Source organism: Pseudomonas sp. B2021 (assembly GCF_018135665.1).
Classification (GTDB): domain Bacteria; phylum Pseudomonadota; class Gammaproteobacteria; order Pseudomonadales; family Pseudomonadaceae; genus Aquipseudomonas; species Aquipseudomonas lactis.
In genome coordinates this window covers 22,712-31,988 of sequence record NZ_SMOF01000001.1, presented here as the reverse complement: position 1 = coordinate 31,988, position 9,277 = coordinate 22,712, and the positions used below count along the sequence as shown (strand labels likewise).

At 63.0% G+C, this 9,277-nt stretch carries 7 protein-coding genes; all 7 read right to left on the bottom strand.

Annotated elements, in window-relative coordinates; all coding sequences use genetic code 11:
- On the bottom strand, window positions 1-623 hold a 623-nt coding region (locus tag E1K68_RS00125), incomplete at its 3' end, for a PAAR domain-containing protein (protein WP_212613639.1).
- A 14-nt stretch (window positions 624-637) separates the two neighbouring features.
- Window positions 638-1,072, bottom strand: a complete 435-nt coding sequence (locus E1K68_RS00120) for a DcrB-related protein (protein ID WP_212613638.1) — start codon at window positions 1,070-1,072, stop codon at window positions 638-640.
- Between the two features lie 15 nt (window positions 1,073-1,087).
- A complete protein-coding gene (locus E1K68_RS00115) occupies window positions 1,088-3,034 on the bottom strand; it encodes a type VI secretion system Vgr family protein (protein ID WP_212613637.1) in 1,947 nt (648 codons plus the stop codon).
- A gap of 157 nt (window positions 3,035-3,191) precedes the next feature.
- Window positions 3,192-5,846, bottom strand: coding sequence for a type VI secretion system ATPase TssH (gene tssH, locus E1K68_RS00110; RefSeq protein WP_212613636.1), 2,655 nt, complete (start codon window positions 5,844-5,846; stop codon window positions 3,192-3,194).
- On the bottom strand, window positions 5,839-6,882 hold the full coding sequence (gene tssG, locus E1K68_RS00105; RefSeq protein ID WP_003195566.1) for a type VI secretion system baseplate subunit TssG: 1,044 nt from the start codon (window positions 6,880-6,882) through the stop codon (window positions 5,839-5,841). Before tssG ends, tssH begins: the two co-directional genes overlap by 8 nt.
- Window positions 6,846-8,705, bottom strand: a complete 1,860-nt coding sequence (gene tssF, locus E1K68_RS00100) for a type VI secretion system baseplate subunit TssF (RefSeq protein ID WP_003195564.1) — start codon at window positions 8,703-8,705, stop codon at window positions 6,846-6,848. Before tssF ends, tssG begins: the two co-directional genes overlap by 37 nt.
- Entirely contained in the window at window positions 8,702-9,217 is a 516-nt protein-coding gene (gene tssE / locus E1K68_RS00095) for a type VI secretion system baseplate subunit TssE (RefSeq protein ID WP_003195563.1), read from the bottom strand. The genes tssF and tssE overlap by 4 nt, the downstream gene beginning before the upstream one ends.
- Window positions 9,218-9,277: the final 60 nt, after the last annotated feature.

Genomic DNA, 9,277 nt, shown 5'->3' with positions numbered 1-9,277 from the left:
TCGCAGGTACTGCGATCCCCGCTGCGCGCGGCAGGCTGCCCGTTGATGAACACCGAACTGGAACCCTCGGCAATGAACTGCAGCGGCATAGGCGGATGCTTGTTGCACGCCACGGTGTCCAGCGGGCACGGCTCGGTGCCGGGGGCGGGCGAGGCGACGGTCGGGCGCCACATCTGCGAGAAAAACTCCCCGGCCATGTCCAGGAAGCTGGGTGCCGGCGGCTCGCTGGGCGCGACCGGCACAGCGGTCATCTTGCCGGCAGCGCGGGCAGCCTTTTTGCCATTGATGAACACATTGTGCGAGCCGCTGGTGATGAATGCATCGATCACCGGCGGGAACACCCAGTTGGCGGCGGACTCGCACCAACTGGATATCTTCAAGTCCGCCCCCGTGAGGCCAGCGGTAATACCGACGACCGCGCCCACCACCAACACCAGGGCCACACCGCCGGTGGCGATGGTTGCACCAGTCGCGAGGAACACCGCCCCGGCAACGGCCAGGCAGCCCACGGTAGTGATCGCCGCGTAGGCGGCCACTTCCAGTACACCACCGAGAATGTCGGCCATCACCGAGGTGTGCAGCAGTGCGTCGCCTTCGCGGGCGGCCCAAAGATCCTCACTCATTGCTCAAGCTCGACTCAAGGCGTGGCGAGAAAGTTGAGTGTGCTTTTCAGCGTTGCCCAGTGCGCCGCCTCGGCCGAGCCCAGGGGCTGGGCCTTGACGTAACTGAGGGCGATCAAGCGACGCGTGCCCGGTATCTGCATGGCCAGCTGATATTGGTAAATGTTGTCGCTGCCTTTGCTGAAGTGGTTCTGCACTTCAAACGCGTCGATGTCCTGCGCCGGGCCGACCTTGACCGCTTGCGCCGGGGAATAGCGAAGGTCCTGGACCTGCTGTTCAAGCTTTTTCAGCTGGCCTTCGAAATTGCTTTGCAGGCTCTCGCCATCGGCCAAGGGGCTGCGGCTCACCACCAAGGTGGTGCCCAGCTTGGCGAACTTGAGGATATTGATCGAAGTGTCCTGTACCTCGACATCGGGCAGGGTGAATTGGGCTTCGTTGATCAGGTAGTTCATGGTGGCGAAATCTCGTTATTGACCAGCACCGGGCTTACCGGGAAATTTTGATTCGACGGCGGACTTGATCGTGCTTTGCACGCCTTGGGCACCGGGCGATGTGCCCTTGTCACTGCCCAGGTTGATGTCCAATTTTCCCTTTGTCTGGATCTTGCTGCTGCCGGTGGAAAACAGGTTGAACGAGCCACAGGTCAGGTTGATGTCGCCGCCAGCCTTGAGCTCAATCACGCTGTCGCCGCACACCAGGCGAAGACTCTCGCCGGCCTCGATGGTGTAATGCGTGGCGGCGCTGTCGGACTTGGCACCGCCCACGATCACCGTGTCGTTGTTGCGCACAACCCGCAGACGGTTACTGCCAATGGTCACCGTCTCGTTATGGCCAATGCTTTTATTGCGGTCATGCCCCACCGAGTGGCTCTCATCCACCTCCACCACGATGTCCTGGTTACGCTCGGCATGGATATACAACTGCTCCAACCCCTTCTTGTCCTCCATGCGGATTTCATTGAAGTTGGCCGGCGTTCCGCCCTTGCTGGAGCGGCTTTTCATGCCGCTCTGGGTGGCGTTCTCTGGCAAATCGTAGGGCACCGTCTGCTCAGCGTTGTAGACGCGGCCGGTGATGATCGGTCTGTCCGGGTCGCCTTCAAGGAAGCTGACAATCACTTCCTGGCCGATGCGTGGAATCTGCATCGAACCCCAGTTCTTGCCGGCCCAGGATTGCGACACACGAATCCAGCACGAGCTGTTCTCGTTGGATTGGTCGTGGCGGTCCCAGTAGAAGTGCACCTTCACGCGGCCGTACTGGTCGGTCCAGATTTCCTCGCCCTTGGGGCCTACCACCAACGCGGTCTGCGGGCCTTTGACGATGGGGCGGTGGGTGTTGGCCAGCGGGCGGAAACTCTGTTGGGCGTCGATGCAGGTCAGGCTGCTTTCAAACTGCGCCGAGCCTGAACCGCCACCGCTTTCCAGGCTTTCCTGCACGATGAAGTAGCGGCAACCGACGATCAGGTACTCGCGGTTCTGGTCCTGGCGACTGAACCCGGTGAGACTGAACAGATGGCCCGAGCCCAGGCCGCGCGCGTTGCCGCTGAACTCGATCTGTTCATGCAGGGTTTGCAGGGCTTCGATGCGGGTGCGCGCATAGTGTTCGCCGTCGGCGCTTTGCACGTAGGTGCCGGGGTAGTCGTACAGCGGGTAATCGCCGGCGGTGTGCGGGCGCGGCATGGCCGAGCGCACGTCGATGCTCGCGCTGGGGCGCTGGAAGTCGTAGTCGTTCAGCTCCAGTGAGCCTGGCTGCACCTCCTGCGCCAGGTGCCAGTTGTGCATATGGTCGCGTTCGCGCTGCTGCTCGTCCTTGGGGTAGTAGGGGATCGACGCATAGCCAGGCACGTTGGTGTGAGCGCCATAGGCGTCGGCCAGCACCAGCACATGGCGGTCCTGTTCATGGCGGAAGAAGTAGTAGATGCCTTCCTGTTCCATCAGGCGGCTGACGAAATCGAAGCTGGTCTCGCGGTACTGCACGCAGTATTCCCACTCGCGATATGGCCGGCTGAGGGCGTCTTCGAAGTCGGAAAAGCCCAGGTCGCGGAACACCTGCTTGATAATCTGCGGGATGCTCAGGTTCTGGAAGATACGGCAGTCGGAGGTACGGCTGAGCAACCACAACCAGGGGCGCAGGGTGGCCTGATAACTGGCGAACTGGCCCTGGTCGATGTTCTGGCTGCAGCGCGCGACGATGCCATGAAAGTACCGTTCGCCACCGTCGGCCAGTTGCAGGCCCACGCTCATCGGTTTGCCCAGCAACTGGTTGAGGTCGATGTTGGCGTCCAGGGAGGTCAGTTGCAGCTCATAGTTGAACAGCCGGCCCAGCTCTTCACCGCCGCCCATTTCGTTGAGCAGCAGCACATCCGGCCCGAGGGGGCTGGTGATCTTGGCCAGGCGTGAGGCTTGGTTGAATAGCATCGGTAGTCCCGTAAATACCTTAATAACTGAAGAAACCGAATCCAGTGTGGGAGCTGGCTTGCCTGCGATGGCAGTGGTTCAGTCAACATTGATGTTGAATGTCAGACCGCTATCGCAGGCAAGCCAGCTCCCACAGTTTTGACCGTGTTTCTTCAGGTCAATCGTTGAACTGGTAGTGCAGTTCATTATCCCGACTACTGATCCGCACTCCCGCCAGTGCCTTGCCTTCCAACATGCGCGTGAGGAACTCGCGGCTCATGTCCGGCAGCAGGCTGTTGGTGAGGATGGTGTCGATCATGCGCCCGCCGCTTTCAGTCTCGGTGCAGCGCGAGACGATCAGGTCGACCACGGCGTCGTCATACTCGAACGCGACTTTGTGGGTATTCTCCACGCGCTTCTTGATGCGGTTCAGTTGCAGGCGCGTGATCGCCTTGAGCATCTCGTCGCTCAGCGGGTAGTACGGGATGGTCACCAGTCTACCGAGCAAGGCCGGTGGGAAAATCTCCAGCAGCGGCTGGCGCAGGGCCTTGGCGATTTCCTCGGGCTCGGGGATGTTCGCCGGGTCTTTACAGACGTGGGAGATCAGTTCGGTACCGGCATTGGTGGTCAGCAGGATCAGGGTGTTCTTGAAGTCGATCACCCGGCCTTCGCCGTCTTCCATCACGCCCTTGTCGAACACCTGGAAGAAAATCTCGTGCACGTCCGGGTGGGCTTTCTCCACCTCATCGAGCAGCACCACGCTGTAGGGCTTGCGCCGCACCGCTTCGGTCAGCACACCGCCTTCGCCGTAGCCGATATAGCCCGGTGGCGCGCCTTTGAGTGTGGACACGGTGTGGGCTTCCTGGAACTCGCTCATGTTGATGGTGATGACGTTCTGCTCGCCGCCGTACATGGCTTCGGCCAGGGCCAGTGCGGTTTCGGTCTTGCCCACCCCCGAGGTGCCGGCCAGCATGAATACGCCAATCGGCTTGCTTGGGTTGTCGAGGCCGGCGCGGGAGGTCTGGATGCGCTTGGCGATCATCTGCAGGGCATGGTCCTGGCCGATGATGCGTTTCTTCAAGTGTTGGTCGAGGTTGAGCACAGTCTCCAGCTCATTGCGCGCCATGCGGCCCACCGGGATACCGGTCCAGTCGGCGACCACCGAGGCCACGGCCTGGTAATCCACGGTCGGCAGGATCAACGGGGTTTCGCCTTGCAGGGTGGTAAGGCGTTGTTGCAGGTCGACCAGTTGTGCACGCAACGCATCGTTGCCGCTGTCCACCACACCGGCTTTTTCGCGCAAGGTGGCACGGGTAGCCAGCAACTCATCTACCAAGGCTTTTTCTTCAGCCCAACGGCTTTCCAGCGTGGCCAGACGCTCACGCTCGGCGGTCAGCAGCGCTTCGCTATTGGTTTGACGCGCACCAATGGCAATGCCGATCGCATGCTCACGGGCGATGATTTGCAGCTCGGTTTCCAGGGCCTCGATACGGCGACGGCTGTCGTCCACTTCCGCCGGCACAGCGTGCAGGCTGATAGCGACGCGGGCGCAGGCGGTGTCCAGCAGGCTCACGGATTTGTCCGGCAACTGGCGCGCCGGAATATAGCGGTGGGAGAGCTTCACCGAGGCTTCCAGAGCTTCATCGAGGATCTGCACCTGGTGGTGTTTTTCCATGGTGGACGCCACGCCGCGCATCATCAGCAGGGCCTTGTCTTCCGACGGTTCGGCAACCTGCACCACCTGGAAGCGGCGGGTCAGGGCCGGGTCTTTCTCGATGTGCTTTTTGTACTCGGCCCAAGTGGTGGCAGCCACGGTACGCAAGGTGCCACGGGCCAGGGCAGGCTTGAGCAGGTTGGCCGCGTCACCGGTGCCGGCAGCGCCACCGGCACCCACCAGGGTATGGGCTTCGTCGATAAACAGGATGATCGGCTTGGGCGAGGCCTGCACGTCTTCGATGACTTGGCGCAGGCGCTGTTCGAACTCGCCTTTCATGCTGGCGCCGGCTTGCAGCAAGCCCACGTCGAGGCTGCGCAGCTCCACGTCTTTCAAGGCGGGCGGCACGTCACCGGCGACGATGCGCAGGGCGAAACCTTCGACCACGGCGGTCTTGCCCACCCCGGCTTCACCGGTGAGGATCGGGTTGTTCTGGCGCCGACGCATGAGGATGTCCACCAGTTGGCGGATCTCCTCGTCACGGCCCACGATTGGGTCGAGCTTGCCGCTGCGGGCCTGTTCGGTCAGGTCCACAGTGAAACGCTTGAGCGCTTCCTGCTTGCCCATCGCGCTGGGCGCCATGGCGCCGCTGGCCTCGCCAGGGACACCGGCATTGAAGCCGTCGCTGGCGCTCAAGGCGTTTTCCGGCGAGTCACCGATGTATTCATCAAAGCGCTCGCTCAAGGCCTCGGCCTTGATCTTGTCGAACTCGCCGGACAAGCCCAGCAGCGCATGGCGCAGGCTCGGTGTCTTCAAGATGCCCAGCACCAGATAACCGGTGCGCACCTGGCTTTCGCCGAACATCAGGCTGCCATACACCCAGCCGCGCTCTACGGCCTCTTCCACATGGGAGGACAGGTCGGTGATCGATGTGGAGCCGCGCGGCAGGCGGTCCAGGGCTTCGGTGAGGTCGCGGGCCAGGCGCGCCGGCTCCACGTTGAACTGACGGATGATGCGGTGCAGGTCGGAGTCCTGCAGTTGCAGCAACTGGTGAAACCAGTGGGCCAGTTCCACATACGGATTGCCCCGCAACTTGCAGAACACGGTGGCGGCTTCGATGGCTTTGTAGGCCACGCTGTTGAGTTTGCCGAACAGTGCGGCGCGACTGATTTCACCCATGCTCTGGATTCCTTGAGGTGGTGGCGTGGTCGGCGTAATGCCGGGCCAGGATTAGGTCGTTGGCGTCATGCGCAGGTTGGCCGAGCCAGGTGTTGAAGCCCAGGCGGAACTGGCCGTTGAGTTGCAGCGCCGGTACTTCGGGTTGTTGCAAAACCAGATTCAAGTCCCAGTCCAATTCATGGCCCAGGTACTCGGCCACCCACGCCACCAGCTCGTTGAACGGCTGTTGGCCGGGCAGCATGCCCATGTAGTCATCCAGCGTGAGCGGGCCCAGGCGGATGCGGAATTTGTGCTGGCGGTCCCACACGTGGCTGCCCAGGCAGAAGTCCACGCCCAACTGGTTGGCGCTGACCCCCACGCGGCTGCGTTCGGGCAGTTCCAGCCATTGGCCGACGTATTCCTCGATCTCTACCGGCAGGCCGAAGTACTCGCTGAGGATCGCTTTCAAGCCATCCGGGTAGCGGGTTTGCGCCGACAGATGGCCGCTGTAATGCAGCTTCGCGGTATCGGGGATCAGCCCTTGATTGAGCAGGCTCGGCATCCCGCGGCCACTCAGGGCGGCGAGGCGGGCGGACCAGTAGTCATCGTCCGGGCGGTCATGGCTGACCGTTGGCCGCGCCTCGGCCCAGGCCCGATAGAACAGGGTCAGCAGGCGATGGTGGAATACATCCAAGAACTGCTTGCTGGTGCTGTCGGCGTTGTTGCGCTGGCGCTCGCGCACGTACTCGGTGATGTGCAGCGGCAGCGGGCCGTTGGGGCCGCCGAGGCCGAAGAAGAACTGCTCCAACCGCGCCGGCTTGCCATCGCCTCCTGGCTCGACCGAGGCAAGGGTGGCGGGTGCGAAGGTGCAATCGGCCTGCTGCCCCAGGCGCAGCGGATCATCGGCCAGGCGCAGGGAATGGCCCAGGCGTGGCAGCTCGGGCGTTTCGCACTCGATGCGCCGCAATGCCTGGAAAAAGTCATATTCCCAGGGCTCCTGGTGCATCGCGTCCAGGGTTCTCACAGGGTCGGACGCCGTCCGGGCTTGGCTTTCCATCGCATGATCTCGCCGCGTTCGGTGGTACGGATCACCGTCTCGGTAAAGCTGTTGATCGACACGTAGCGTGCCAGGAAGCGCTCCAGCACGGCACCGAGCAGGAACACGCCGGTGCCGCGAAACGCGTTTTCATCGAACTCCAAGGTGATTTCCAGGCCGCGGCCAAACACAATCGGGCCGGGCATCGGCAGGCGTCGGGTCACCGCCTTACTGCTGACTTCGCGCAAGCCCTCGATCTGCAATTGCAGGGCGGCGTCATTGCTGTCGCCGTACAGGCGCAGCAGTTCGCGCAAGGCGCCGGCGCCCTGGCCCTGTTCGCTCAAGGACAGGTAGTTGAGCGACAACTGGCTGATCAGGCGCCAGGCCTTGGCGTCATGCGCATGGCTGGCACGCGGGCGGCTTGGCCCGGCGACGCACCGCACGGCCAGCACCGGCGCACTATCGGCCAGGGTGAAGTCGGTCTTGCCGTTGCCCACGCTCATGAACAGCGGCAGGTCGCGGTTGGTACACAGCGCCGTCACGCCCAGTTGGCGCAGGTCATGGCGATACGGCGCCTGGCGGCTGTCCACCAAGCTGACGAAGGTTTCACTGCCCACATAAGTGGAGCGTGGGCCATTGCGGCGCTGATCGCTGGACAGCACCCGCGGCTCGCGGCGCACGCTGTAATAGGCCTGGTCGCGGCCATAGCGCGACGGATCGCGCACCGCATAGAACGGCAAGAACGGCTGCTCCGGCCCGGTGCCATGGCCGGTGATGCCGCTCAACGAGTGAATCTCGAAATCCATCGGCCGCGTACGGTCGGCGATCACGTGGTGTTCATTGACCCGGTCGGACAAGTGGATGCGGTCCACGCGCTTGGGGAACAGGTTGATGGCGGGCGTGCAGAACGGCAAGAACTGCGCCGCGCCGACACTGCCTTCCAGGCTCGGTTCGTGGCGGTCGAACAGCACGATCAGTTCCAGCTCCTGGCCGTCACACCGTTTGACTGCACGGCTCAACTCGGCGAACTCAACGAACAGGAAGCGATGGGGCAGGGCAAAGTATTCCTGCAACAGGCGATAGCCCTGGAACGCCCGCGCCACCACCGGCATGGCCGCATCGGCATCATCGAACCCCCGCGAGCGCAACGCGCCCTGGGGCAGGCGCTCGACCCAATCGCCACCGGGCTGGCGCGCAAACACCGCGCAGGCATTGCCCAGCAGTTGTTCGTAGAGGCGAAACGGTTGTTCATCGGCGCCGCTCAGGTACAGCGGCAAGGTGTCCAAATCGAGGCTGTTGAACGGCAGCTCGGCACCGGTGCGCAGGGTCAGGCGCAGGCCGGCCTTGGCTTTCGGTTCGCTGGCGGCCAGGCGCCCGAGCACGGCGGCGGGGTTGCCGAAGTACTCGGCGTTGCTGACCTGCAACGGCCACAGCGTCACCGGGTGCGCGGTGCGGTACTCGCAGCAGGTCTGGGTTTCACGGCCCAGGGCGGCACGCAGCACGGTGTCACGGGGTAGCGGGAAACCGCCGGCCAGGGAGCCTTCATCGGGGTCGGTCTGCAGTTGCACTACGGTCATCGACGGCGTCGGTGCCAGGTAGTGCGGGTAGGCGATTTCCAGCAAGTTGTGGGTGAAGGTCGGGTACTCGGCGTCGAGCTTGAGCTGCACACGGGCGGTGAGATAGGCGAAGCCTTCAAGCAAACGTTCGACGTACGGGTCGGCGCAGTCCATACCGGACAGGGTCAGCCGACTGGCGATCTTCGGGTATTCCTTGGCGAACTCGGCGGCGCTTTCGCGCACATGGTGCAATTCCTGGTTGTACAGCTCCAGCAGGCGCGGGTTCATGGGCGTCTCCGCTGGTCGGCATTGAGCACGCGCACATGGCCGGACTCCAGGTCCACGTCGGTCTGCAACAGCAAACGCAACGGCACCGGCTGTGCCCACAGGTCGCCTTCAATTTCGAAACTCAGGGCGTTGTGATTCATCTCGCCATGGCCCATGCGCGCCTTGACCCGCAATGTGTGGCGCAAAATACGCGGCTCGAAAGTGGCGATGGCCTGGTAAATCAAGGCTTCCAGGGCTTTGATATCAACGCTCGAAGCGCTGTTGCCCGCCAGTGCCGGCAGGCCGTAATTGACCACCGACGTACCGGCCGGGGTGTGCAGCGTGGCATCGGTATCGAGTAACGAGGTGGTGTTAAGCAACCACGCCAGGTCACGCAGCACCGAGGCCTTCAATTGGGTCAGGGACAGCACGCGTTTGTCGGCGCTTTCCTTGGGGTTGGTCGGGTCGTCGTCGGTCAACCGGTCCAGCAGGGACGGTTGCAGACGGTCGCGGGAAGCGATTTCAGTTACCACCAAAGCAGCTCCACGGACGGGTTGCGAGAGGGACACAATGGCCGTGGCACCGGGCCACGG

Bases quoted from the DNA above. Each gene is read 5' to 3' on its own strand.
- E1K68_RS00120 (WP_212613638.1), bottom strand. From the start codon at position 1,072: ATGAACTACCTGATCAACGAAGCCCAATTCACCCTGCCCGATGTCGAG.
- E1K68_RS00115 (WP_212613637.1), bottom strand. From the start codon at position 3,034: ATGCTATTCAACCAAGCCTCACGCCTGGCCAAGATCACCAGCCCCCTC.
- tssH (WP_212613636.1), bottom strand. From the start codon at position 5,846: ATGGGTGAAATCAGTCGCGCCGCACTGTTCGGCAAACTCAACAGCGTG.
- tssG (WP_003195566.1), bottom strand. From the start codon at position 6,882: ATGGAAAGCCAAGCCCGGACGGCGTCCGACCCTGTGAGAACCCTGGAC.
- tssF (WP_003195564.1), bottom strand. From the start codon at position 8,705: ATGAACCCGCGCCTGCTGGAGCTGTACAACCAGGAATTGCACCATGTG.